24 protein-coding genes are annotated in these 22,494 nt (G+C 57.4%); 19 read left to right on the top strand and 5 right to left on the bottom strand.

Annotation, left to right across the window (positions count from 1 at the left end; genetic code table 11):
* Window positions 1-108: 108 nt before the first annotated feature.
* Window positions 109-1,053: a 23S rRNA pseudouridine(955/2504/2580) synthase RluC gene (gene rluC / locus I6L46_RS06695; protein WP_201298857.1), complete on the top strand. Its 945-nt coding sequence runs from the start codon at window positions 109-111 to the stop codon at window positions 1,051-1,053.
* Window positions 1,053-1,715, top strand: coding sequence for an HAD-IA family hydrolase (locus I6L46_RS06690; protein ID WP_216977700.1), 663 nt, complete (start codon window positions 1,053-1,055; stop codon window positions 1,713-1,715). The genes rluC and I6L46_RS06690 overlap by 1 nt, the downstream gene beginning before the upstream one ends.
* Window positions 1,716-1,815: 100 nt before the next feature.
* On the opposite strand, the gene I6L46_RS06685 is transcribed toward I6L46_RS06690, so the two are convergent.
* Entirely contained in the window at window positions 1,816-2,397 is a 582-nt protein-coding gene (locus tag I6L46_RS06685; protein WP_216977699.1) for a nucleoside triphosphate pyrophosphatase, read from the bottom strand.
* Window positions 2,398-2,516: 119 nt separating this feature from the next.
* Here I6L46_RS06685 and yceD point away from each other — a divergent pair, with 119 nt between their 5' ends.
* The 15 genes from yceD to I6L46_RS06610 all read left to right on the top strand — a co-directional run bounded on the left by yceD (window position 2,517) and on the right by I6L46_RS06610 (window position 14,699).
* Entirely contained in the window at window positions 2,517-3,038 is a 522-nt protein-coding gene (yceD, locus tag I6L46_RS06680) for a 23S rRNA accumulation protein YceD (protein WP_013723766.1), read from the top strand.
* A 19-nt stretch (window positions 3,039-3,057) separates the two neighbouring features.
* Window positions 3,058-3,225, top strand: a complete 168-nt coding sequence (gene rpmF, locus I6L46_RS06675) for a 50S ribosomal protein L32 (protein ID WP_005300935.1) — start codon at window positions 3,058-3,060, stop codon at window positions 3,223-3,225.
* A 9-nt stretch (window positions 3,226-3,234) separates the two neighbouring features.
* A complete protein-coding gene (plsX, locus tag I6L46_RS06670; protein WP_216977698.1) occupies window positions 3,235-4,254 on the top strand; it encodes a phosphate acyltransferase PlsX in 1,020 nt (339 codons plus the stop codon).
* 7 nt (window positions 4,255-4,261) lie between these two features.
* Window positions 4,262-5,221 carry a beta-ketoacyl-ACP synthase III gene (locus tag I6L46_RS06665; RefSeq protein ID WP_040065495.1) on the top strand — a complete coding sequence of 320 codons (960 nt, stop codon included), beginning with the start codon at window positions 4,262-4,264 and terminating at the stop codon, window positions 5,219-5,221.
* 71 nt (window positions 5,222-5,292) lie between these two features.
* Complete coding sequence (gene fabD, locus I6L46_RS06660) at window positions 5,293-6,228, top strand: ACP S-malonyltransferase (protein WP_216978024.1); 936 nt, start codon at window positions 5,293-5,295, stop codon at window positions 6,226-6,228.
* Between the two features lie 13 nt (window positions 6,229-6,241).
* Window positions 6,242-6,976 (top strand): 3-oxoacyl-ACP reductase FabG, encoded by a 735-nt coding sequence (gene fabG / locus I6L46_RS06655; protein WP_005333159.1) that lies wholly within the window; start codon window positions 6,242-6,244, stop codon window positions 6,974-6,976.
* 158 nt (window positions 6,977-7,134) lie between these two features.
* Entirely contained in the window at window positions 7,135-7,371 is a 237-nt protein-coding gene (acpP, locus tag I6L46_RS06650; protein WP_005300909.1) for an acyl carrier protein, read from the top strand.
* A gap of 82 nt (window positions 7,372-7,453) precedes the next feature.
* Entirely contained in the window at window positions 7,454-8,695 is a 1,242-nt protein-coding gene (gene fabF / locus I6L46_RS06645) for a beta-ketoacyl-ACP synthase II (protein ID WP_005360452.1), read from the top strand.
* Window positions 8,696-8,763: 68 nt separating this feature from the next.
* Entirely contained in the window at window positions 8,764-9,570 is an 807-nt protein-coding gene (pabC, locus tag I6L46_RS06640) for an aminodeoxychorismate lyase (RefSeq protein ID WP_216977697.1), read from the top strand.
* Window positions 9,560-10,561 (top strand): endolytic transglycosylase MltG, encoded by a 1,002-nt coding sequence (gene mltG, locus I6L46_RS06635; RefSeq protein WP_042083043.1) that lies wholly within the window; start codon window positions 9,560-9,562, stop codon window positions 10,559-10,561. Before pabC ends, mltG begins: the two co-directional genes overlap by 11 nt.
* A complete protein-coding gene (gene tmk, locus I6L46_RS06630; protein ID WP_144713191.1) occupies window positions 10,561-11,202 on the top strand; it encodes a dTMP kinase in 642 nt (213 codons plus the stop codon). Before mltG ends, tmk begins: the two co-directional genes overlap by 1 nt.
* Complete coding sequence (gene holB, locus I6L46_RS06625) at window positions 11,187-12,134, top strand: DNA polymerase III subunit delta' (protein ID WP_216977696.1); 948 nt, start codon at window positions 11,187-11,189, stop codon at window positions 12,132-12,134. The genes tmk and holB overlap by 16 nt, the downstream gene beginning before the upstream one ends.
* A gap of 25 nt (window positions 12,135-12,159) precedes the next feature.
* Window positions 12,160-12,939 (top strand): TatD family hydrolase, encoded by a 780-nt coding sequence (locus I6L46_RS06620; RefSeq protein ID WP_005345529.1) that lies wholly within the window; start codon window positions 12,160-12,162, stop codon window positions 12,937-12,939.
* Between the two features lie 285 nt (window positions 12,940-13,224).
* On the top strand, window positions 13,225-14,253 hold the full coding sequence (locus I6L46_RS06615; protein ID WP_254203140.1) for a site-specific integrase: 1,029 nt from the start codon (window positions 13,225-13,227) through the stop codon (window positions 14,251-14,253).
* A 161-nt stretch (window positions 14,254-14,414) separates the two neighbouring features.
* Window positions 14,415-14,699 carry a RepB family protein gene (locus I6L46_RS06610; protein WP_216977695.1) on the top strand — a complete coding sequence of 95 codons (285 nt, stop codon included), beginning with the start codon at window positions 14,415-14,417 and terminating at the stop codon, window positions 14,697-14,699.
* Between the two features lie 226 nt (window positions 14,700-14,925).
* On the opposite strand, the gene rsmF is transcribed toward I6L46_RS06610, so the two are convergent.
* From rsmF to I6L46_RS06590, 4 genes are all read right to left on the bottom strand, one after another.
* Window positions 14,926-16,356, bottom strand: coding sequence for a 16S rRNA (cytosine(1407)-C(5))-methyltransferase RsmF (rsmF, locus tag I6L46_RS06605; protein WP_216977694.1), 1,431 nt, complete (start codon window positions 16,354-16,356; stop codon window positions 14,926-14,928).
* Window positions 16,357-16,500: 144 nt separating this feature from the next.
* Window positions 16,501-19,053 (bottom strand): MlaD family protein, encoded by a 2,553-nt coding sequence (locus I6L46_RS06600; protein ID WP_216977693.1) that lies wholly within the window; start codon window positions 19,051-19,053, stop codon window positions 16,501-16,503.
* A gap of 55 nt (window positions 19,054-19,108) precedes the next feature.
* A complete protein-coding gene (locus I6L46_RS06595; protein ID WP_005333132.1) occupies window positions 19,109-19,711 on the bottom strand; it encodes a paraquat-inducible protein A in 603 nt (200 codons plus the stop codon).
* Window positions 19,695-20,321, bottom strand: coding sequence for a paraquat-inducible protein A (locus tag I6L46_RS06590; RefSeq protein ID WP_005345516.1), 627 nt, complete (start codon window positions 20,319-20,321; stop codon window positions 19,695-19,697). Before I6L46_RS06590 ends, I6L46_RS06595 begins: the two co-directional genes overlap by 17 nt.
* Window positions 20,322-20,468: 147 nt before the next feature.
* Between I6L46_RS06590 and prpB the strand changes: the two genes are divergently transcribed.
* Both prpB and prpC read left to right on the top strand, forming a co-directional pair.
* The gene (gene prpB, locus I6L46_RS06585; protein ID WP_042055048.1) at window positions 20,469-21,356 is read left to right on the top strand and encodes a methylisocitrate lyase; all 888 of its coding nucleotides are present in this window, start codon (window positions 20,469-20,471) and stop codon (window positions 21,354-21,356) included.
* A 10-nt stretch (window positions 21,357-21,366) separates the two neighbouring features.
* Window positions 21,367-22,494 (top strand): 2-methylcitrate synthase, encoded by a 1,128-nt coding sequence (prpC, locus tag I6L46_RS06580; protein WP_216977692.1) that lies wholly within the window; start codon window positions 21,367-21,369, stop codon window positions 22,492-22,494.

Below are 22,494 nucleotides of genomic sequence, written 5' to 3'. Positions count from 1 at the left end.
AATGACAAAACCTTGTTTATTATCCCATTTAAACCTCTTTTATAGCAAGGCGCCATTTTTCAACAAACCATGCAGCCAAGGGGCGCTGGCAGTGTTAAAATCCGCGCCATGACACAGATACAACAACAAGTGCAGCTGCTCACCATCGAAGCTGAGCATGACGGGCAGCGCATCGACAATTTTCTCAAGACTCAGCTAAAGGGCGTCCCCAAGAGCCTGATCTATCGCATCCTTCGTAAAGGCGAAGTGCGAGTAAACAAAAAGCGCATCAAACCGGAGTACAAACTCTGCGCAGGTGACGAGGTGCGGGTACCCCCCGTGCGCGTTGCCGAGAAGAATGAGCTGCCTTCAGCCAACCTCGGGGTTATCCAGCGTCTGGAGAGCCAGATCCTGTTCGAAGACGATGCCATGATCGTGTTGAACAAGCCCTCCGGCATGGCAGTACACGGTGGCAGCGGTCTGAGCTTTGGCGTGATTGAAGGGCTGCGAGCCCTGCGTCCGGAAGCCCGTTTCCTCGAATTGGTTCATCGACTGGATCGCGACACCTCTGGTGTATTGCTGGTTGCCAAAAAACGCAGCGCCCTGCGCAGCCTGCATGAGCAGTTGCGCGTCAAGACCATGCGCAAGCAATATCTGGCGCTGGTACGCGGCAAATGGCAGGCTCACGTCAAGGTGGTCAATGCACCTCTGCGCAAAAACGATCTGCAGTCTGGCGAGCGGGTAGTGCGGGTCAGCGCGGATGGCAAGCCATCGGAAACCCGGTTCCGCATCGTGCGTCAATTTGCCGAAGCGACCCTGGTCGAGTGCAGCCCCATCACCGGTCGTACCCACCAGATCCGGGTGCACACCCTGCATGCCGGTCACCCGATCGCCTGTGACGATAAGTACGGTGAAGCGGCGTTTGACGAGAAAATGCGCAGCCAAGGGCTAAAACGGCTCTTTTTGCATGCCTGGAAGCTCAGCTTCACCCATCCGGCCGATGGTCGCGAGATGCAGGTCGAAGCGCCGCTGGCACCTGAACTCGACAACTTCCTCAACGACTTGCCACGCTGATGCAGGATATCCGGCTCGCCATTTTCGATTGGGACGGTACTCTGATGGATTCGGTGGGCCGAATTGTGGCCTGTGTACAGGGGGCCGCCAGAGATTGTGTGCTGGCGGTACCTTCACCAGCCCAGATCCGGCAGATCATCGGATTGAGCCTCGATGTCGCCATGTCCCGTCTGTTCCCCTTATGCAGTGGCAGTGGCGCCACCAGCGGTGAGCGCCAGATTGCCGCACTCATCGATCGCTATCGTCATCACTATCTGCACGATGCCACCCCCAGCCCGTTGTTTTCCGGGGCAGGGGAGTTGCTGCATGATTGGCGGTCACGAGGGCTGCAACTGGCCGTCGCGACCGGCAAATCACGCCGTGGGCTGGATCGGGTATTGGATGAAACCGGGCTACGCCCGTTGTTTGTGGCTAGCCGAGGGGCCGATGAGGCTCGCTCCAAGCCTGATCCGTTGATGCTTGAGCAGATCCTGGATGAGCTGGGGCTGTCACCCCGGCAGGCGGTGATGATTGGCGACTCTGTTCACGATATGGCGATGGCCGAGGCAATTGCCATGCCGCGCATTGGCGTTACTTGGGGTGTAGATAGTTGGGATGCCCTCAGTCGCCACGGACCTGTGGCGGTGGTGGACTCCATGACGGCTCTTCGCGGGCTGTTGTAGACGCCTCTTTTTAAGAGACATCGATCTGATTGATAACAGAAGCCCGGTCTATTGACCGGGCTTTTTATATGCTCGATCTAGCTTATCTATTTACCCGCAATCAGGGCAGGGCAATACCGTGGTGCTCCAGCAGCTCGATCAGGCCGATCAGCGGCAGACCGATCAAGGCGTTAGGATCGCGCCCTTCCAGCCCCTTGAACAGCACGATCCCCATCCCTTCGCATTTGAAACTGCCCGCACAATCGAGGGGCAATTCAGCCTCTACATAGCGGCGAATGGCGGATTCGTCGAGATCGCGAAAGTGGACCGTAAACGGTTCAATCAATTGATGAATCTCATTGGTTGCAGCGTTAAGTACGCACAGCCCGGTGTAAAAGGTGACGCTGCGACCTTGAGCCGTCATCAGCTGGGCGATGGCATTGTCGATGGTGCCCGGTTTGCCGAGGATGTGATTATTGCAGACACACACCTGATCAGAACCGATGATCAAGCCGTGATCACGATGTTGGGCGACAGCATCAGCCTTTGCCCGGGCAAGTCGGGCCACCAACTCCTGAGCGGATTCATCTGCCAGTGGTCGCTCATCCACATCGGGGGCGGCACATTCAAAGGGGAGACCGAGCTTCTCCAGCAGGGCTTTGCGATAGCGAGAAGTTGAGGCGAGGATCAGATTCTGTGGCATAATCGAGTTACCGATGAAAGCAGGTACCGGCATTCTAGGGACTTGTGACGTTAAAATCATCGGCGGTAAGGACTTTTTCCTTTGACTATCAGTTGTTGGACCTATATTATTCGCGCCCTATGCAAAAGGTGAAGTTGCCCGTTAAGGTTGATCCAGTCCGTAGTGCCTTGAAGCTGCTCGATTACATCGGGATAGTGGAAAAGTCGCAGATGCCCAGGCTGGAGGAATCAACCGCTGGCTTGCAGAGTGATATCGACGTATCACTGCACTTTGGCAAAGATGTCCAGAAGTTGACCGTTATGAAAGGCACTGCCCATGCCAAGGTTGACCTGGTTTGCCAACGTTGCGGAGAGACATTCGAACACCTCTGTGAAGCTGAATTTATCTACACTCCGCTGTTCGAAAGAACAAACGAGGAAGAACTGCCGGAAGCTTATGAGCCCATTGAGTTGGACGAAAACGGCGAGATAGATCTTCATCAAATCCTGGAGGATGAACTCATCCTCTCGTTGCCTCAAGTCGCAATGCATTCTCTGGATGCATGCCCGAGAGGAAACATGGAGATGACCTGGGGTGAAATCGAACCTGCTGATGAGCGGCCGAATCCCTTTGCAGTTCTTGAAGAGCTTAAACGTAAGTGAATTTAGGAGTTAGCCTACAATGGCCGTACAACAGAACCGTAAAACCCGTGCCAAGCGTGGCATGCGTCGTTCCCACGATGCGCTGACCACCGCTGCCCTGACTGTTGATCAGACCAGTGGCGAAATTCATCGTCGTCACCACGTGACTGCCGATGGTTTCTACCGCGGTAAAAAGGTAATCGCTTAAGGATTGCCTTTGTCTACGCAAACTGTCGCGCTAGACATCATGGGGGGAGATATTGGCCCCTCGGAAACAGTGCCTGCCGCCGTGCAGGCACTGTCTCTTTTACCCCAGCTAAAACTGATCCTGGTCGGCGACCAGCACCAGACCTCCTCTCTGCTACAGCAACATGGCTTGCTGAATCATCCCCGCGTTCGTTTCGTGCATGCATCCCAGGTGGTTGGCATGGGCGATAAACCGATCGTGGCGTTGCGAACTCTGAAAGACTCCTCCATGCGGGTGGTACTCAATCTGGTGAAAGCCGGTGAGGCCGAGGCCTGCGTCAGTGCCGGCAACACAGGTGCGCTGATGGCGATGGCCAAGTGCGTGCTCAAATCCCTACCCGGGGTAGACAGACCCGCCCTCATCAAGGCGTTGCCAACATTGAGTGGCAAACGCACCGTGATGCTGGATCTCGGCGCCAACGTCAGTTGCGATGCCGATACCTTGCTGCAGTTTGCGGTGATGGGCTCTGTCGTGGCCGAAAAGGTAGAAGGCATTGCATCACCCCGTGTTGCCTTGCTCAACATCGGCGAGGAGGAGATTAAGGGCAACGATCTGGTGCGCCACAGCGCCGAATTGTTGCGTCAGTGCCACGCGCTCAATTATGTCGGGTTTGTCGAAGGGGATCGCATCTTCAGCGGCGACAGCGACGTGATCGTCTGCGACGGTTTTGTCGGCAATGTCGCCCTCAAAACGGCCGAGGGGGTGGTGCGGATGATGGCCCAGCTGGCCGGATATCCCCGCAAGAAACGCACTTTTCTTGGCCGGATCGCCGGATTTATGTTCAAACGGCGTTTTTCTTACCTGAACCCCGACCAGTATAACGGAGCAAGTCTGTTAGGATTGCGCGGCATTGTGGTAAAAAGTCATGGGCGGGCCGAACGGCGCGCTCTGTGTAATGCGATCCTGCTGGCCGCACAAGAGGCCAAACATCAACTTCCACTGCAAATAGCAGATCGCCTTGAAGCTGTCTTCTCTGACAGGGATCTATAAGAACTCTATGCATAGCAAAATTCTGGGTACTGGCAGCTACCTGCCGAGTTCAGTGCGTACCAACGCCGATCTCGAGCAGATGGTTGAGACCAGTGATGAGTGGATCGTGGAACGCACCGGTATCCGTGAGCGCCGTATTGCCGGGGCTGACGAGACCGTTGCCACCCTCTCTTACCAGGCCGCTCTGCGCGCCCTGGATGCAGCCGGTTTGACCGCTGCCGATCTCGATATGATAGTGCTGGCCACCACCAGTGCTGAAAATGCCTTCCCGGCTGCCGCCTGCGAGCTGCAGGGGCTGCTCGGTGTTCCGGGCATTCCTGCCTTTGACGTGGCTGCAGCCTGCGCAGGTTTCACCTACGCACTCTCCATTGCCGATCAGTTCGTCAAATCTGGCGCTGCCCGCCATGTGCTGGTCGTCGGGGCCGATGTGCTCTCCCGCATGTGCGATCCGCAAGATCGCGGCACCATCATCCTGTTTGGTGACGGGGCAGGGGCTGTGATTGTCGGTGCCAGCGAGACGCCGGGTATCCTCTCTACCCATCTTCATGCCGATGGCCGTTATGGCGAACTGCTCAAGCTGCCTCATCCCCGTCGCGGCATGCCGGGTGCCGAGCTCGAAGCCTATATGTATATGAAGGGCAACGATGTGTTCAAAGTGGCGGTCACCCGTCTGAGCGAGATCGTAACCGAAACGTTGGCCGCTGCTGGCATCGAGCCGAGCGAGCTGGATTGGCTGGTGCCGCATCAAGCCAACTTCCGCATCATCAGCGCCACAGCCAAGAAGTTGGGTATGAGCCTCGATAAAGTGGTGCTGACCCTCGACAAGCACGGCAACACCTCTGCTGCGTCCGTTCCGGTTGCCTTCGACGAAGGGGTGCGGGATGGCCGGATCAAACCGGGTCAGCTGGTACTGCTGGAAGCTTTTGGCGGCGGTTTTGCCTGGGGCTCGGCGCTGGTTCGCCTCTGATCTTCGGCGGGATGGTGCGCCCATCATCCCGTCACCGATTTCATTTTTGTCTTATCTAAAAGGAATCAATGATGACCCAATTTGCCATTGCCTTCCCGGGACAAGGTTCCCAGTCCGTTGGCATGCTGGCCGAGCTGGCCGAACAACATGCCGTGATCAAGGAGACCTTCGCCGAAGCGAGTCAGGTGCTGGGTTATGACCTGTTTGCCCTGGTGATGGATGGTCCGGTTGAAGATCTGAACAAAACCTGGCGCACCCAGCCTGCGCTGCTGACTGCCTCTGTCGCCCTGTGGCGCCTGTGGCAACAGCTGGGTGGGGCAACCCCTGCCGTCATGGCGGGTCACAGCCTGGGTGAGTACTCCGCGCTGGTTTGCAGCGGCGCACTCGATTTTGCCGATGCGGTCAAACTGGTCGAGCTGCGTGGTCTGGCCATGCAGGAAGCGGTACCGGAAGGCACCGGCGCCATGGCGGCCATCATCGGTCTGGATAACGAATCCATCGCCGCCAACTGCGAAAAAGCGGCACAAGGGCAGGTGGTCTCTCCGGTCAACTTCAACTCCCCGGGCCAGGTGGTTATCGCCGGCCACAAAGAGGCCGTTGAGCGCGCCAACGTGCTGATGAAAGAGTCGGGCGCCAAGCGTGCGCTGCCGCTGCCGGTCTCAGTGCCGTCTCACTGCGCGCTGATGAAACCTGCCGCAGAAAAACTGGCAGCTGCGCTGGACGGGATCGAGATCAAGGTTCCAACCATCGCGGTCATCAATAATGTCGACGTATCCTGTGAACAGGATCCGGCCGCCATCAAGCAAGCGCTGGTACGTCAGCTGTTCAGCCCGGTTCGTTGGACCGAGACTGTCGAGCGGATGGCCAATGAGGGGATTACCCTCGAGATCGAGATGGGACCGGGCAAAGTGTTGACCGGGCTCGCCAAGCGCATCGACAAGCGCGTAGAAGGTATTCACGCCAACGATGCCGCCTCTTTCGAGCAGGCGCTGGCCCAGATCAAGTAAACAGGAGCAAGTGATGAGCTTTACCGATAAGGTTGTGTTGGTGACCGGTGCCAGTCGTGGCATCGGCCGTGCGATTGCCGAAACATTCGTGGCCCGTGGCGCGAAAGTGGTCGGTACGGCGACCAGCGAGAGCGGTGCCGAGGCGATCAGCGCCTATCTGGGCGAGAATGGTTGCGGCATGGCACTGAACGTGACCAGCCAGGAATCCATCGAAGCCGTCTTCGCCGCCATCAAGGCGCGCTTTGGCGACATCGACATCCTGATCAACAACGCGGGGATCACCCGTGACAACCTGTTGATGCGGATGAAAGATGACGAGTGGAACGAGATCATCGATACCAATCTGACCTCGCTTTATCGTCTGAGCAAACCTGTGTTGCGTGCCATGATGAAGAAACGTCACGGTCGCATCATCAGCATTGGCTCCGTGGTGGGAACCATGGGCAATGCCGGTCAGGTCAACTATGCTGCCGCCAAGGCCGGTCTGGTTGGTTTTACCAAATCGTTGGCGCGGGAAGTGGCATCTCGTGGTATCACAGTGAACGCGGTTGCCCCCGGTTTCATCGAAACCGACATGACCCGTGCCCTGAATGACGATCAACGTGCCGGCATCATGAGTCAGGTGCCTGCCGCCCGTTTGGGTGATCCAAAAGAAATTGCCGCAGCTGTGGTATTCTTGGCTTCTGATGAAGCAGCCTATATCACCGGCGAAACCCTGCATGTTAATGGCGGGATGTACATGGTGTAATCAATTTGTCGTAAGATCTGTTCAAATTTGCGATAGTACGCCGAAGTTTGGCACATTTCGTGGTTTGACCAGCGGCAAGCTACTTGCAAACTCACGTCAATTGAATAAACTACCCCAACCAGACGCAAATAGCGTATTTTTAAAGGAAAATTCAGGTCATGAGCAACATCGAAGAACGCGTAAAGAAAATCATCATCGAACAACTGGGTGTTAAAGAGGAAGACGTTAAGAACGCTGCCTCCTTCGTCGACGACCTGGGCGCTGACTCTTTGGATACCGTTGAACTGGTAATGGCGCTGGAAGAAGAATTCGATACCGAAATTCCTGATGAAGAAGCCGAGAAGATCACCACTGTTCAAGCGGCTATCGACTACATCACCGCTAATCAGGAATAAGTTCCTGTTCTAAGAGAAGCGGCCCAAGGGCCGCTTCTCTTGTATTTGTTCCCTTTCAAAACACCTCTCGGAGACTACCTCAGTGTCAAAACGCAGAGTCGTGGTGACCGGCTTGGGGATGCTTTCCCCGGTGGGTAACACTGCCGAATCCAGCTGGCAAGCACTGCTCAACGGGCAGAGCGGCATTTCCCTTATCGAACATTTTGATGCCAGCGAGTTTGCAACCCGCTTCGCAGGTCTGGTCAAGGATTTCGATCCCGAGCAGTACGGTATCAACCGTAAAGACGCTCGCAAGATGGATCTCTTCATTCAATACGGCATCGCGGCCGGTATGCAGGCGCTGGATGATTCCGGCCTGACCATCAATGAAGAGAATGCCGAACGTGTCGGCGTGGCGATTGGCTCCGGTATCGGCGGTCTGGGTCTGATTGAACAGAACCACGAAAGCTTGGTCAACGGCGGCCCGCGCAAGATCAGTCCCTTCTTCGTTCCGTCCACCATCATCAATATGGTGTCCGGTCATCTCTCCATCATGAAAGGTCTGCAAGGGCCGAACATCGCCGTGACCACCGCCTGTACCACTGGTACCCATGCCATCGGCATGGCTGGCCGGATGATCGCTTACGGTGATGCCGACGTGATGGTCGCCGGCGGTGCCGAGAAAGCCTCCACCGCGATGGGGATGGGTGGCTTCGCTGCCGCCAAGGCACTCTCCAACCGCAACGACGAGCCGCAAAAAGCGAGCCGTCCGTGGGATAAAGATCGCGATGGTTTCGTGCTGGGTGACGGTGCCGGTGTACTGGTGCTGGAAGAGTACGAACACGCCAAGGCCCGTGGCGCCAAGATCTACGCCGAGCTGGTCGGTTTTGGCATGAGCGGTGACGCGTACCACATGACTGCGCCTCCTGCTGATGGCAACGGTGGCGCTCGCGCCATGAAAAATGCCATCAAGGATGCCGGCATTGCCCCCGAGCAGATTGGTTATATCAACGCGCACGGCACCTCCACACCGCTGGGTGATGTGGCCGAGCTGCGTGGCATGAAGTCGGTGTTTGGTGAGCACGCCAAATCCCTGATGGTCAGCTCCACCAAGTCCATGACCGGTCACCTGTTGGGCGCCGCCGGTGCCATCGAGGCGATCATCACTGTGTTGGCCCTGCGTGATCAGGTGGCTCCGCCCACCATCAACCTGGACAACCCGGATGATGAGTGCGATCTGGATCTGGTACCCCATGTGGCCAAGCCTGGCAGCTTCGAGTACGCCCTTTCCAACTCATTTGGTTTTGGCGGCACCAATGGCTCACTGATCTTCAAACGCGTATAATTTGCCGCAGGGCAAAGACACAGGCCCGATACTGCCGGTATCGGGCCTTTTTTATCGGAGGGATCCCTTTGCTTATCAATGGCATGAAGCTTGATACCATCTCGGCCTATGATCGGGGGCTGGCTTATGGTGACGGTCATTTCACCACCATGGCGGTCAGGGAGGGTCGCATGTTGCAGTGGCCTGCCCATCTGGCACGGTTGCAGCTGGCCAATAACCGGCTGGGATTGGTTGAACCGGACTGGGACCTCTTGACCCGGGAGGTTGAAGAGATGGTGGCCGAGCAGCCACAATGCGTGGCCAAGGTGATCCTGACCCGCGGCGAGGGGGGGCGGGGCTATGACGGCAGCGGATGTCAGCACACAACCCGGATTGTCACTCTGGCCCCATTTCCGTCTCACTATGGCCAGTGGCAACAGGAGGGGATCGAGATGGTGGTGTGCCGCCAGCGGATCGGTGATGCCCCCATGCTGGCCGGGCTTAAAACCTTGAATCGTCTGGAGCAGGTATTGCTGAAAAGCGAACTTGTCAGCCGAAATGCAGTCGAAGGGATAGTGCTTAACAGTCGCGGTTTTCTCATTGAAGGGGTCAGTGCCAATCTGTTTTGGCGTCGGGGCAAGACGGTGTTTACGCCCGATCTCGCCCGCGGTGGTGTCGATGGCATCATGCGCCGCCAGGTGGTGGCGATGTTGAAACAGATGAGTATTGAGTTGCGTGTGGTAGAGGCTCCGCTGGAGTCACTATGGCAGGCGGAAGAGGTGTGGCTCACTAATACCCTGATGGGGATCGTGCCGGTCAATGGCATCGAGGATATTCACTATCCCCCAGCGGTATTGAGTCGCCGTTTACAGGAGCGTTTGGTCATTGAAGTTTAATCGGCTTTACACCCTGCTCGCGGGGGCGGCACTGACGGTTGCCGCTGCCGGGGGCTATGTACATTACAAATGGCAACAGGTAGAGACGCTCACCAACAAGGGGCCGACCCGGCTCTTTACGGTGGAGAAGGGCGCCCATGCGGCGCGCCTCATCGCCGAACTGGGGGAGGGGGAAGCCAGCCCCTGGGCGGTGCGGCTCTGGCTGCGCAGCCATCCCGAACTGGTGGCCATCAAATCGGGCACCTATGAAATCAAGGAAGGGGCCCCTCTCAAGGAGACCCTCTCTCTGTTCGCATCGGGCAAGGAGTTTCACTTCAGCCTCACCTTCGTTGAAGGTTCCCGTTTCGAGGATTGGCAGAAGCAGCTCTCCAGCGCCCCATACCTTGAGCGATTGACCGTCGAGCAATCCGAAGCCGACCTGGCGCAGGAGCTCGGCATCGAGAATGGCAAGCTGGAGGGGTGGTTCCTGCCGGAAACCTACGCCTATACCACCCATGCCAGCGATCTCTCGATCTTGCGTCGCGCCCATCAGGATATGGAGACTTTCCTGCAGCAGAGCTGGGAGAAACGTCAGGCCAACCTGCCTTACAAAACGCCCTATGAGGCGTTGATCATGGCCTCCATCATCGAGAAAGAGACCGGACAGCCGGACGAGCGGGCGCAGATCGCCTCGGTGTTTGTCAATCGACTGCGTCTGGGCATGAAGTTGCAAACCGATCCCACCGTCATTTACGGGGTGAAGGATCGCTACGATGGCAATATTCGTCGCAGCGATCTGACCGACAAGAATCCCTACAACACCTATGTGATCGACGGCCTGCCGCCCACGCCTATTGCCATGCCGGGCAAGGCCTCCATCGAAGCTGCGCTTAACCCCAAATCGACGGACTATCTCTATTTTGTCGCCAAGGGGGGCGGAGCCCACTATTTCTCCAAGACCCTCGACGAACATAATCGGGCGGTTCGCGAATACATATTGAAGAAACCCTAATGTCTAAATTTATTGTGATCGAAGGATTGGAAGGGGCAGGGAAGAGCTCGGCCGTGCGTTATGTGACCGACTATCTGCAGCGCCACGGCATCAACCGGATCGAGTGCACCCGCGAGCCGGGTGGTACGCCACTGGCCGAGCGGATGCGGGCCATCGTCAAAGAGGTGCACGACGAGCGCCTCACCATCGAGGCGGAATTGCTGCTGATGTATGCCTCCCGGGTACAACTGGTGGAGACCCGCATCAAACCCGCACTGGCCGACGGTGTCTGGGTGGTGGGGGATCGCCACGATCTCTCCTCCCAGGCCTATCAGGGTGGCGGCCGTGGTATCGATGCACAGCTTATCGGAGCCATCAAGCAGGCAGTGCTCGGCAACTTCAAGCCGGATCTCACCCTCTATCTCGATATCGATCCAGCCCTTGGCTTGCAGCGCGCGCGCCATCGCGGCGAGCTGGATCGCATCGAACTGGAGCAACTGAGCTTCTTCGAGCGTACCCGAACTCGTTATCTCGAACTGGCCGCCAAGGATGATTCCATTGTGGTGATCGATGCTGCACAAACGCCGGAACAGGTCAAAGCGGCCATCGAGTGTGCATTGGATCACTATCTGTCGAACGAGCCGCTATGTATCCCTGGCTGATCCCTGACTGGCATGCCCTGAGCCAGACGGCCCAGTCCGGTCGTCTCGGCCACGCCTGGTTGTTGCTGGGCGATCCCGGTCTTGGCAAGGAGCAACTGGCTGAGCGGCTGGCGCGTTTGCACCTTTGCCAACAACCGGATCGTGGAGAGCCGTGTGGTCAGTGCCACTCTTGCCAGCTGTTTGACAAGGGCAACCACCCGGATCTCGGCACCATAACGCGCGACAGCAAGACCATCGGGGTCGAGGCCATTCGCGAGATTTGCACCCGGCTGCAGGGCTCTACCCAGCTCGGCCGTGGCAAGGTGGTGATCATTCCTGATGCGGAGCGGATGACCGAATCGGCGGCAAATGCCCTGCTGAAAACCCTGGAAGAGCCGGCCGGCGACAGCTTGCTGTTGCTGATTGCCTCCCAGGTTTCCCGGTTGCTTCCCACCATTCTCAGTCGCTGTCACAAACATGTCTGTCAATTGCCTGCGGAAGGGGAAACAGTACGCTGGTTGGCCGAGCAGGGTCATCAGGCCACTCTGGCTCAGGTGCGGATCTGTCAGGGGGCCCCGCTGCGGGTACTCGACTATATCGAGCAGCAACAGGACGGTACTCGCCGCGAATTGCTGGAACAGTTTGTCGCCCTGAGTCAAAGTCCGGTCAAGGCGACGGCACTGTGCAGCCAGCTGGGTCAGGAGACGCAGGTCAGGTTGCACTGGTTGCAGCTCTTCTTGTGCGATGCCCTGAAAACCCAGGCCGGATGTGGTCACCATCAGCTGGCAATGCCTGATCTGGCCATTTTGAGTCAACGGTTGGCGGAGCAGCACTCCAGCGAAAAACTGCTGGAGGCAGAACAAGATCTGGTTGCCCTGAAAGCGGCATGCCAGCCGGGTCAGCTCTCCAATCCCACCATCCATCTGATGAACTGGCTCAGTCGCTGGTTATAAGTACCGACAAGCAGAAAGGTTTTATATGTTACTCGTTGATTCCCACTGTCATCTCGATCGCCTCAGCTATGGCAGCAAGCAGACCAGCATGGCTGATGTACTGGCAAAGGCCGCGAAACTGGACGTGGGATATTTTCTCTGTGTCAGTGTGACTCAGGCACAGTTCCCGACCATGCTTGAGGCGATCGCGCCCTATCCCCAGGTGTTTGCCTCTTGCGGGGTACACCCGCTCAATCAGGAACCCGGTGTCGATGCCGAGTTGCTGCTCAAGCAAGCTGCCGATCCACGTGTGGTGGCCATCGGTGAGACCGGTCTCGATTACTTTTACTCGCCCGAGAACAAGGAGGTTCAGCAAGCCTCTTTCCGCGAACATATCCGGGTCGCTCGCGCGCTGAACAAGCCGCTGATCATCCATACCCGCGATGCCCAGCAAGATACCTTGCAGATTATGCGTGAAGAGGGCGCTGATCAGGTGGGCGGTGTGCTGCACTGCTTCACCGAATCCCTCGAAATGGCACAAGCCGCGATGGCGATGGGGTTCTATATCTCAATCTCCGGGATCGCCACCTTCAAAAATGCGTCCGCCCTGCAAGAGGTGGTCAAGGCTCTGCCCCTCGACAGATTGCTGGTCGAGACCGACTCGCCCTATCTTGCCCCCGTACCGCATCGGGGGAGGGAGAACGAACCCGCCTTTGTGCGAGACGTTGCGCAGTTTATTGCTGACCTGCGTCATATTCCGCTCAATGAATTGGCAGAAGCCACCAGCCGGAATTTCTTTGAACTGTTCAAACTGGCGAAAAAATAACACAGAAGCCCCGTTGCTCGGGGCTTTTATATTTCAAATACCAAGCTGATTACCCACCTGAATATCAATACCGAACCATGTTATCTCTAACACTCCCCAGCCAATGTAACCTGCTCATCCATACAAACTTGAGTAGAATCATATTCTGATGTTTCGTTTATCTAATGTGGCCAAACGGTATAAAAACATCAGACTATAAGTATCGATAATATTCATTATCGATACTTGATGTGTGTGGAGGATCCTGTAAGATCCTCTCAAACTACATATGAATCATAGAGTTCCGTGGCATATCCAACCTTGTCCAATCCGGCTCATCAGTCACTGCAGACTGTTTTCGATGCACAGCTAAATAGTCGGGCACGCCGCTTTTTGCGCAGTGCAAAAGCGGATTCCACCCTCAATGCCTATCAGGCGGATACCCGTATTTTTGTCTTCTGGTGCCAATTACACGGGCTGGATCCACTGCAAACCACCCATCACGACATCATGAATTTTCTCGCAGATCAGGCTGACGGCGTATTGGCCGACTGGGTATGGCTGGATAAAGAGGAGGGGAAGGGAGAGCTGCGTAACGGTGAACCTCGAAAACCGGCAACCCTGGTGAGACGGCTAGCCGGTATCCGCTATGCCTTCAAACAGAAAGGGATTCACCCCATGCCCACCGAACATCCCGAAATCAAGGAGATGATGCGCGGTATTGTCAGGTTGGGGGATAACCGCAAGCGCAAAACCGGCGCTCTGACGCTGCAGCCATTGACCCAGGTGCTGGATGGCATCGACACCCGTGATCTGGCGGGTTTGCGCGATCACACCCTGCTACTGCTGATGTTCAGTGGCGCCTTGCGCCGTTCGGAAGCGGCCCGAATTGAGGTGAGCGATCTCGATTTTGTGGGGCAGGGGATCCGCCTTCGTCTCAAACCGAGCAAGCATCAGCTTCATGAAACCGAGATAGCCCTGATCCCGGGCAAGCACTATTGCCCCGTATCGGCACTGCAAAAGTGGCTACACAAAAGCCGGATCAGCGAGGGGCCGCTATTTCGGCGCATGAACCGCTGGGGTCAACTGATGGCCGAACCACTCGGCCCACAAGGCATCAATCTGATGATCAAGCGGCGAACCGGTCAAGCCATTGACGATCTTTACGTCAGTGGCCACAGCCTGCGGCGCGGATTTATCACCTCTGCCGTGACTGCCGGCAAACCGATGAACAAGATCATCGAGGTGACGCGCCACAAGGATATGCGAACCCTGCAGGAGTACTTCGATGACGCCCATAAATTCTCCGATCATGCCCTTGATGGCTTGCTTTGACACAACTGCGCTACTGCATTTTTTATGTTAAATGATATCTTGTTGATCTGATGATATATTTGCCGTGCAGCCAGCAGCCCAAGGTGGAAGGGGCATCTTCCAATGGATAATGGCATGTGATGAGAGATAACAAACTCGGAAACGTAATATCGCAAGGACATATGAGCCAAGAAATGACAGTGCGTGAAGAGCAAGAGGCGGGGCCCCAAAACAATGCCGAGCGGCAGCGCCAACATGTAAAACGCAAGCAGGAGACCCATACCCGGCTGCAATGCTGGATCAGCAATCGCCACGCCGAACGATTGGCCGCACTTGGTCTTCATCTCGAAGACAGTCAGGCATCACTCATCGAGCAGGCGATCGATCTGCTCTACCAACATGAGTTGGGTAGAGAACCTCCGTTTGAAAACAGAGTCGCCATACAGGTCGAAGAGACTGTTGGATAGACACAAAAGTGAAGTAACAGCGATACGTGAAGAGATAAAAAAAGCCAGGTACGAATTCCTTGTACCTGGCATAGGGGAATTGGCTCCTTGCAGAGCCGTGCGCTAACTGGTGTTCGGATTGCCTTAAGCTTAGACAAGGCTCAAGGCTTTTCAAGATCCGAAGAAAAGTTCAACCAGAGTGTGGGTATTTCAGACTCGTTCAAGTGCTTATGCACCGAGCGGCCCACTACGCATTGAACAGATTGTTGTCACGCACCAGCTCGCGGGGGAGGGCATTCTTGACCCGACTCCCCACCCATTTCCCCATGCCCAGGGTATGCCCCTGATAGCGGACGATCACCTCGCCAGCGCCCGCATCCTGTTCTGGCCAGACGTCCCGTCCCATCATGAATTCCCGTGCATTGGCGCTATCAAGCTCGACCACGCCCTTGCTCGCTTTATCGCCATAGGCCAGTGCCCACTCATGAGTGAGGCGATAACCTTTCTTGAAGGTCTCGGCCAACTTGATGCCGATGCGATCGAAGCGCAACTTGCCCTGCACCTGATCAAACCGCTGGGGGAAGAGCCAGATCTCGTCATTTCGGCCAAACAGCTGACCCTGCGGTGCCACCCCGAAGTTGGCTTCGATCTCGCACAATATGGGTTCCGCCTCTTTGGCAGGAAGCGGCGTAAAAGGGAATTTTCCCAGCTTGCCCGGCTTGAACATGGTGTTGGGCACCGAGTGATGTTTGCGCAATCTGGCGACGAAAAAGCCTTCACTGTCGAAGATCTGAGGCCAAACGTGCAGGTATCCCTCGGATGTACAGGCCTGCTCTGCATGGGGGAACAGGTCAGCCAGCGAGTCAAAACTCAAGGCATCGCCAAACTTGTCCAGCAGGGATTGGCAGACCGCCTGATTCTCCTGCTCACTCAAGGTGCAAGTGGAGTAGACCAGTACGCCGCCCGGTTTCAAGGCATGGAAGGCACTCTCCAGCAGCCCCTGCTGCACTGCCGCAATCTCGTCGATGCTCTCGATGCTCCAGTTGCGCAGCGCATCTTCATCCTTGCGCACCGTACCTTCACCGGAGCAGGGGGCATCGAGCAGGATGGCATCGAATGTCTCCGGCAACCACTGGCCAAATACCTTAGCATCAAAATGGGTCATACCTACATTGGTCACTCCGCAGCGCTGGATATTGGCGCTGAGCACTTTCAACCGGCTGCTGGAAAACTCGTTGGCAACCAGCATCCCCTGATTGTTCATCAGGGCGGCTATCTGGGTGGTCTTGGAGCCGGGGGCCGCCGCTGCATCCAGCAACATACCATCCGCTTTGATCTTGTCGCTGGCAAAGAGCGCCGTCACCGGCAGCATGGAGCTCGCTTCCTGAATGTAGAAGAGCCCGCTCAAGTGTTCGGCGGTGTTGCCAAGGGGGACGGTTTCATCGCTGCGGGTCAGCCAGAAGCCGGTATCACACCAGGGTACAGGGTCGAGCTGCCAACCCAGTGGCTCCATCAGGGCGACGAAATCCGAGACGGCTATCTTCAAGGTATTGACCCGAATGCTGCGGCGCAGCGGACGTCGACAACTGGCCACAAAGTCATCCATCGAGAGATGGGCCGGCATGATGGCCGCAATGTGGCGTAAAAAGTAATCGGGAAGGAAGGTGTTGTCGTGCACTGTGCCGTCTCGTTGACCGAAAAAGAGGGGCGATATCCTACCACAAGGCTAAGAATATTCTGAATCTGAACCCTATCAACCGGCACCGGAATATAAAAAAGCCCGGCACTGTGCCGGGCTTGGATGAGATACAAAGGGAAGAAATCAGGGCTGGATACGTGGACTCCACTCCAGCCACTCTTTCTCGGCCTTGCCGTAGAGCGCATAGCTGTGTCCCGCCTTGACGGTTGGCCCCATCTCTCTCTCCGGCGTATTGAAGGCTATGCCGCCGGCCAGCAGGCTCTGTACTGTCTCGACCTCTATGGTACCCCCGGTCAGGCCGATATCCGCCTTGACCCCGGAGACATTCCAGAAACGGGAGTTGGCCCGCACCAAATGGGCATACTCCTGATCCACGTTGACATCGATCACCACCTCGCTACCATCCCGAGCCAGCGCCACCTTGGTGACACTGCCCACCACCATTTTGCGAAACAGCAGCGGGCTGCCGACGCTCAGGCCATTGACGGAGGGGCTCTTGAGGGTCAGGGCCAGACCCACCGGGCCGACCTGACTCAAGGGGAAGCGATCTTTGCCAGCGCCTTTACCGGGTTGTGCTTCTACAAACGCCCCCTTGATCAGGGTATCAAGGTGAGCGACACCGCCCAGCCCCAGCTTGGCCTGCACCAGAGTAAAGCGGGCGCCGGACTGCAGGAAACGCTCGGCATAGTGGCCATCGAGTTCCGCCTTGAAGATCACCTGACCCAGTGACGGCTCCAACTCGATCTCTTCAATTTTGCCGATATCGACACCGCGATAGCGGATCGGGCTGCCAATCCCGAGCCCCGGATTGCTCTCTGCCACCAGTGACAGCTGGCGCACCTTGGCCTTGGCTTGCTCCCTGGAATCGAACAGTTGATGACTGCTGCGGCCATTGGCCAACCGATCGAACTCGATGGCACCGCGCAGCAAGGTACCGAGGTTGCCCACCTTGACCTGCACCCCATCGACCCGCACCTTGGTGTCGATGGCCGGTTTTTTCCAGAACTGGGGTTGCTGGGCGAGTAGGGGAGCATAGACCCCATCAATCTCGAGTTCGATCTCGACCCCCTCTTTGGCGGCACGCAGCTGTTTGACCTTGCCCGCTTCAAGCCCAAGATAGAGTACAGGTGAGCCAATGCCGATGCCATCGGCCTGATCTGCTTTGAGCAACCAGCGCTGCGGCTTGGCATCACGGGTACCGAGCAGTGCCAGCTCCTGACTCGGGTAGAGACGGTTAATCCGCTCGCCACTGCTGGCTTGTACCAGCTTGATCCCGCCCCCCAACCATGCACTGGCCGGACTGGTTTCTACTTTGATGCCGCTCAGATCGGCATCGATCTGCAACGGGGCGGCGCGATAGAAGCGGGCACGGTTGAGCAGATGACCATAGTTCGGCGCCATCACCAGCTCGACGCTGGCATTGCCGCGCGCATCCAGGGTGAGCTGGCTGATACGGCCCACCTGCAATCCCTTGTACCAGACAGGTGCATCCTGATTGAGCCCCGCCAGATCGTCAGCCTGCAGCGTCACCTTGGTGCCGCTCTGGGGCGCGCGATCGGTCAGGGTCATCTTCTGTACCGGTTTGCCCGCTACATAGTCGAGGCGAATGGCCGGGCCGGAGAGCAGGCGATCTGCATGCTGCACGCCGGTCGCGGAGAGGGAGACGCTCTCCCACACCAGTTGACTCTTGTCGGTAATGCGATAAGCCTGCTCCGGGTTGATCAGCGCTGTGACCACACGGCCTTTGTCGGTGAGGCGAATGGGGTCGATACGACCGATCTCGATCCCCTCATAGAGGATGGGCATCCCCTCCTTGACCGGGAGATCACCAGCCGCAATGTCGATACGCGCACCGCGCGCTGCTTCCGCCAGCCCTTTATAGAGGACGAAAGTCTGTCCCTTCTCCGGCTCCGGTGAATCTTTGGGCGAGTCAAAGGCAATGCCGCCGCTCAGAATGGAGGTGAGGCTGCCGGTCTCCACGCTGACGCCAGCCAGACTGAAGGAGCCCTTGATGCCACTGATGTTCCAGAAGCGGGTATCGGCTTTGACCAGATGTTCGAAACGCGGCTCGATCACCAGATCCAGAATGACGTTCTGGTTGTCCTGACCCAGGCGCGTATTGATGACGCTGCCCACCTCGATACCGCGGAAATAGAGCTTGGCGCCAATCCCCACCGACCCCAGCGAATCGGCGGTCAGGTGCAGCATGCGACCCTGAGCCTGATAGCCGGGAGGAGGGCCCTCCAGTGCATCGAAGGTCTCCTCCAGCGGATTGCTTTCACGCCCCGGTTGCAGGTTTATGTAGTTGCCGGAGACCAGGGTATCAAGGCCGGAGATCTCGGTGAGCGACGCCTTGGGGCTCACCAGCCAGAAGTCGGATCCCTTGCGGATCAGCGGTCTGGCACGGCTGTCAATCTTGGCCATCACCGCAATCTTGCGGCCATCTTCAGCCAGCTCCAGCTCTTGCACCACGCCGATGGCCACCCCCTGATAACGAACCTGGGTTTTACCCGGCAAGATGCCGTTGCCCTGGGCGAAGTTGATCTGGATAAGCTGGCCACGGCTCAATACCTGCTGATAGAGAAAGCCACCTGCCAGCAGCAGGGCTATCAGGGGTAACAGCCAGACCGGCGATAACCAGCGGCGCTTTTCGATGACGGGTTCAGCCCCGATCATAGTGACTCCTTATTGGCTGGATTAAACAGCGCATCAGACAAAAACAGAGAAATCATTAACGGGCCGCCTTGTCCCACAGTAAACGGGTATCGAGCATGCGGGCCGACATCATGGTCAGCACCACCACACCGGCAAAGGCGGTGGCCCCCGGGCCTGCGCGGACACTCAGCAGCACACCCCGATCGACCAGTGCCACCATCAGCGAAATCACGAACAAGTCCAGCATCGACCAGCGACCGATAAAATCGATCACCCGATACATCACCAGTTGGCGCTTGCGCCGCACCGGTTTGGCCCGCTGCAACTGCCAGCAGATCCAGCCCAGCCCCAATATCTTGCCCACGGGTACCAGTATGCTGGCGGTGAGGACTATGGTGGCAATCCCGCTCATTTTGCTGCGATAGAGCATCATGATACCGCTGAAGATGGTATCTGACTGCAGTAACCCCTTGTTGTAGAAATGGGTAATGGGCAACAGATTGGCAGGCAACAACATGAAGGTGGCGAGCGCCAGCAAGCCCCACGACCAGGCGAGGGAGCGGGGGATGCGCACCTGCAATTTGCTGCTGCAACGGGGGCAGACTGCCCCGGCTTGATAGCGCACCAGCAGACCGCAGGTATGGCAGCGGCAGAGTCCCATCTCACGGGCGCTGGTCATGTTCCGGCTCCTTTAACGGGATCCGCGCCCAGTAGGGGGCGGGGTCAAACAGGATCAGCAGGGTCATGTTGAGCAGCATCAAAATACCGAGGCTGAGCAACCCGCCACCGAGGCGCACATCGGCGATGTCGATCAGTTTGAACAGGGCAACCAGCAGGCTGACGATATAGACCTCCAGCATGGCCCAGTGGCGAAACACCTCGACCAGCTTCAAAGTGACGGGAAGAATGTGCCAACGTTTGGCCAGACCCGAAGCCAGCACAAAGATCCCCGCCAATAATCCCACTGGCGCCAACACGGCGCACCAGAGCACCAGGCTGGCCACCCACCATTCTCCCTCGCCAAACAGCACCAGAATACCGCGCAGCAGGTCGGCGTCGGTATTGACCCCAGCCAGCCGCAGATAGATCAGCGGTTCAAAAAAGGCGGAGGGCAGCAGCAGAAATCCGGTGATGGTCAGGGCCATCAACTGGGAGGGACGAAAGGCATAACGGCCATAGAGATGTTGATGACATCGCGGGCAGTGGGCATGGCGACGCAGCGGCAGTGCTTTGCGCTGGATCAGCAAGTCGCACGCCGGACAGACAATTACGGAACCGGGCTCCATCATACAATTCAACCTGTTGAAGGAATTGGTGAAATTTACCCTAAAACCGGTTTCCTGTCTTGCCTGCGGCCAGAATGTTACGAAAGTATAGTTGACGTTAACGTAAACGTGATATTAGATAGCCAGACTAGACAGGTGAAAGGAGTCATGATGTCCAGTTTGTCCCCCTCGGCAGGCCTGCGCTTTCGCACCGCCCTTGCCAATGAACATCCCCTGCAGATCGTCGGCACCATCAATGCCTATATGGCGCTGATGGCCGAGCGCAGCGGTTTTCAAGCTATTTATCTTTCAGGTGCCGGAGTGGCCAATGCCTCCTACGGCTTGCCGGATCTCGGTATGACCTCCCTCAACGACGTGCTGATCGATGCCGAACGGATAACTGCTGCGACCCGTGTGCCGCTGTTGGTCGATATCGATACCGGCTGGGGCGGGGCATTCAATATCGCCCGCACCATTCGCGCGTTCGAGCGAGCCGGGGTTGCCGCCGTCCATATGGAAGATCAGGTGGCCCAAAAGCGCTGCGGCCACCGTCCCAACAAGGCGGTGGTCACGCTGGAGGAGATGTGCGATCGCATCAAGGCAGCAGTGGATGCCCGCGAGAATAGCGAGTTCGTCATTATGGCCCGCACCGATGCACTGGCGGTGGAGGGGATGGAGTCTGCTCTTGAACGCACCGCTGCCTATGTGGCCGCCGGTGCCGACATGATCTTCGCCGAAGCGGTGACCGAGCTTGCCCAGTACGACCAGTTCAAGCTGGCGGCCAAAGTGCCGATCCTCGCCAACATGACCGAGTTCGGCAAAACCGAGCTGTTTGACAAAGAGCAACTGGCCGCCTACGGGGTCGACATGGTGCTCTACCCCTTAAGTGCCAACCGCGCAGCCAATCAGGCCGCCCTCAACGTCTATCACCATATTCGCCAGGATGGCCATCAACGGGCCGTCGTGGAGACCATGCAGACCCGGGAGTCGCTCTACGACTTCCTCGGATATCACCACTACGAGCAGACACTGGATCGTCTGTTTACAGCCAAGGAATAGGAGGCAGCTTATGAGACAGCAAAAACCGTTGGGCGGGGCCGGTCTGCGCGGTCAAAGCGCAGGGGAGACCAGTATCTGCACAGTAGGCAAGAGCGGCACTGGTCTTACCTATCGCGGCTATGACATCAAGGAGCTGGCCGACAGCGCTCAGTTCGAGGAGGTCGCCTATCTGCTGCTCAAGGGGGAATTGCCCGGTGAGCAGCAGCTTGACGCCTACAAGCGCGAACTGCGTCGCCTGCGCACCTTGCCCCTGCCGCTGCTGGAGGTACTGGAGCGCATTCCCGCCGATGCCCATCCCATGGATGTGCTGCGCACTGGCTGCTCCATGCTCGGCGATCTGGAGCCGGAAGATGGTTTCGAGCATGAGCATGAAGTGGCGGATCGGCTGCTGGCCGCCTTTCCGGGCATTCTGATCTACTGGTACAAGTTCAGTCACGAGGGCGTTCGCATCGCCCTAGATACCGATGAAGAGTGTATCGGTGGCCATTTCCTCGCGCTGCTGCACCAGAAAGCGCCGAGCGAGCTGGAGCGTCGGGTGATGCATGTCTCCCTCATCCTCTACGCCGAGCATGAGTTCAACGCCTCCACCTTTGCGGCGCGGGTTTGCGCCTCGACGCTCTCTGACATGTTCTCCTGTATCACCGCCGCCATCGGCACCTTGCGTGGCCCGCTCCACGGCGGTGCCAACGAGGCGGCCATGGCGATGATTGAAGATTGGCAAGACGAGGCGCAGGCAAGGCGCGAACTGCTGGCCAAGCTGGCGGCCAAGGAGAAGATCATGGGCTTTGGCCACGCCATCTACCGCACTTCTGATCCGCGCAACGTCATCATCAAGGAGTGGTCGGCCAAGCTTGCCGAGGCGGTGGGTGATGATCGCCTCTATCGCGTCTCCTGCGAGGCGGAGAAGGTGATGTGGGAAGAGAAAGAGCTCTTTCCCAACGCCGACTTCTTCCACGCCAGCGCCTATCACTACATGGGGATCCCGACCAAGCTGTTCACGCCTATCTTCGTCTGCTCGCGGGTCACCGGCTGGTGCGCCCACGTGATGGAGCAGCGCGAGCACAACCGGATCATCCGTCCGAGCGCCGATTATGTCGGCCCGGCCCCCCGTCACTTTGTCTCTCTACAACAACGATAA

Source organism: Aeromonas sp. FDAARGOS 1416 (genome assembly GCF_019048085.1).
In the GTDB taxonomy this organism is placed as follows: domain Bacteria; phylum Pseudomonadota; class Gammaproteobacteria; order Enterobacterales; family Aeromonadaceae; genus Aeromonas; species Aeromonas veronii.
Note: the sequence above shows the minus strand (reverse complement) of the source record. Positions and strands in the feature narration are given on the sequence as shown.

Excerpts from the sequence above, each read along its gene's own strand:
- rluC (WP_201298857.1), top strand. The coding sequence starts at position 109 with ATGACACAGATACAACAACAAGTGCAGCTGCTCACCATCGAAGCTGAG.
- I6L46_RS06690 (WP_216977700.1), top strand. The coding sequence starts at position 1,053 with ATGCAGGATATCCGGCTCGCCATTTTCGATTGGGACGGTACTCTGATG.
- I6L46_RS06685 (WP_216977699.1), bottom strand. The coding sequence starts at position 2,397 with ATGCCACAGAATCTGATCCTCGCCTCAACTTCTCGCTATCGCAAAGCC.
- yceD (WP_013723766.1), top strand. The coding sequence starts at position 2,517 with ATGCAAAAGGTGAAGTTGCCCGTTAAGGTTGATCCAGTCCGTAGTGCC.
- rpmF (WP_005300935.1), top strand. The coding sequence starts at position 3,058 with ATGGCCGTACAACAGAACCGTAAAACCCGTGCCAAGCGTGGCATGCGT.
- I6L46_RS06665 (WP_040065495.1), top strand. The coding sequence starts at position 4,262 with ATGCATAGCAAAATTCTGGGTACTGGCAGCTACCTGCCGAGTTCAGTG.
- fabD (WP_216978024.1), top strand. The coding sequence starts at position 5,293 with ATGACCCAATTTGCCATTGCCTTCCCGGGACAAGGTTCCCAGTCCGTT.
- fabG (WP_005333159.1), top strand. The coding sequence starts at position 6,242 with ATGAGCTTTACCGATAAGGTTGTGTTGGTGACCGGTGCCAGTCGTGGC.
- acpP (WP_005300909.1), top strand. The coding sequence starts at position 7,135 with ATGAGCAACATCGAAGAACGCGTAAAGAAAATCATCATCGAACAACTG.
- tmk (WP_144713191.1), top strand. The coding sequence starts at position 10,561 with ATGTCTAAATTTATTGTGATCGAAGGATTGGAAGGGGCAGGGAAGAGC.
- holB (WP_216977696.1), top strand. The coding sequence starts at position 11,187 with ATGTATCCCTGGCTGATCCCTGACTGGCATGCCCTGAGCCAGACGGCC.
- I6L46_RS06620 (WP_005345529.1), top strand. The coding sequence starts at position 12,160 with ATGTTACTCGTTGATTCCCACTGTCATCTCGATCGCCTCAGCTATGGC.
- I6L46_RS06610 (WP_216977695.1), top strand. The coding sequence starts at position 14,415 with ATGAGCCAAGAAATGACAGTGCGTGAAGAGCAAGAGGCGGGGCCCCAA.
- I6L46_RS06600 (WP_216977693.1), bottom strand. The coding sequence starts at position 19,053 with ATGATCGGGGCTGAACCCGTCATCGAAAAGCGCCGCTGGTTATCGCCG.
- I6L46_RS06595 (WP_005333132.1), bottom strand. The coding sequence starts at position 19,711 with ATGACCAGCGCCCGTGAGATGGGACTCTGCCGCTGCCATACCTGCGGT.
- I6L46_RS06590 (WP_005345516.1), bottom strand. The coding sequence starts at position 20,321 with ATGATGGAGCCCGGTTCCGTAATTGTCTGTCCGGCGTGCGACTTGCTG.
- prpB (WP_042055048.1), top strand. The coding sequence starts at position 20,469 with ATGTCCAGTTTGTCCCCCTCGGCAGGCCTGCGCTTTCGCACCGCCCTT.
- prpC (WP_216977692.1), top strand. The coding sequence starts at position 21,367 with ATGAGACAGCAAAAACCGTTGGGCGGGGCCGGTCTGCGCGGTCAAAGC.